This window comes from Flavobacteriales bacterium (assembly GCA_013214975.1).
Classification (GTDB): Bacteria; Bacteroidota; Bacteroidia; order DT-38; family DT-38; genus DT-38.
In genome coordinates, this window is the sequence record JABSPR010000434.1 from 1 (window position 1) to 1,769 (window position 1,769).

General features: G+C 37.5%; 2 protein-coding genes. Both read left to right on the forward strand.

What is annotated here, in order from left to right; translation table 11 throughout:
* Nucleotides 1-645 (forward strand): 2-isopropylmalate synthase (locus HRT72_13470; protein NQY68718.1); only part of this gene is annotated, 645 nt, incomplete at its 5' end.
* Nucleotides 646-696: 51 nt separating this feature from the next.
* A partial coding sequence (locus HRT72_13475) for a 3-isopropylmalate dehydratase large subunit (GenBank protein NQY68719.1) occupies nt 697-1,769 on the forward strand: 1,073 nt, incomplete at its 3' end.

Here is a 1,769-nt window from a genome sequence, read left to right on the forward strand (position 1 = left end):
ACAGGATATTGCCTTCCTGAAGAATACGGCGCAAAAATCAAGTTCCTTACAGAAAACGTAAAGGGAATCCATAAAGCCACTATATCCACACATTGCCATAATGATCTTGGACTTGCCACGGCAAACTCTATTCAAGGTGTTCAGATGGGTGCTGGTCAAATAGAATGTACAATTGCAGGTATCGGCGAAAGAGCAGGAAACACAGCCTTAGAAGAGGTGGTAATGATTCTTGAAAGCAGAAAAGACCTCCCTTTCCTTACAGATATCAACACGAAACAATTATTTCCAACAAGTGAACTAGTTAAAGATTTAATGGGACTTACAATTCAACCCAACAAAGCAATTGTTGGAAAGAACGCCTTTGCTCACTCCTCAGGAATTCATCAAGATGGTGTTCTTAAGAATAGAGAAAATTACGAGATTATCGATCCTGTTTCTGTTGGTGTATCTGACTCATCTATTATTCTAACTGCACGAAGTGGCCGAGCGGCACTTAAATTCAGATTAAGTAAAATGGGTGTTGAATTAGATAACGACGTACTTGATAGAACGTATCAAGAATTCTTAATTCTCGCAGACGAATTAAAAGTTGTTGACGACAATGACTTAGAGAAGATGATGAAAGGCAAGTCTGCCGTAAGTTAATTCGAGAGAGAGAGAGAATTTCAAAAAACTTATATATAAAGAGAATAAATTATGAGTGCTAAAACAATATTTGAAAAAATATGGGAAAGCCACGTGGTAAAAACTATTCAAGATGGCCCAGATGTACTTTACATCGATAAGCATCTTATTCATGAAGTAACAACACCACAAGCTTTTGAAGGAATAAAGAAACGTAATATTCCAATTTTCAGAAAAGAAAATATTTTAGCTACTACAGATCATAATATTCCTACAAAAGACCAACACCTTCCAATTAAAGAAGCTCTTTCAAGAAAACAAGTTGAGGCTTTGAGGAATAACTGCAAGGAACATGATATTGAACTTTTCGACTTAGGACATAAAAACCAAGGTATCATACATGTTATCGGGCCACAACTTGGAGTAACTCAACCGGGACGAACTATCGTTTGTGGTGACAGCCATACTTCTACACATGGCGCTTTAGGTGCTATTGCTTTTGGAATCGGAACAAGTGAAGTAGAACAAGTATTCGCAACACAATGTGTTCTTCAACCAAGACCTAAGAGCATGCGTGTTGAAGTTAACGGTACATTAAGTGCCGGAGTAACTTCAAAAGATATTATCCTTCACATTATCTCTAAGATTAGTACTAGTGGCGGCACAGGTTACTTTGTAGAATATTGCGGAACTGCTGTTGAGAAGCTTTCAATGGAAGCAAGAATGACTATTTGTAACATGAGTATTGAAATGGGTGCAAGAGGTGGAATCATTGCTCCCGATCAAATTACTTTTGATTACTTAGAAGGAAGAGAATTTTCTCCTAAAGGAGATAAATGGGATTCTGAAGTTACAAGATGGAAAGCTCTTTGCACAGACAAAGGAGCCACTTATGACAAAACACACATTTTCAAAGCTGAAGACATAGAGCCTTACATTACTTACGGAACAAACCCAAGTATGGGAATTGGCATAACGGGTAATGTACCAACACTAGAAGCAATATCAGATAAAGGCGAAAGAGCTGCCATGGAAAAAGCATTAGACTATATGGCTTTGGAAGGTGGACAAGCTTTGATTGGCAAAAAAGTAGATTACGTATTTATCGGAAGTTGTACTAATTCAAGAATTGAAGATTTAAGAGC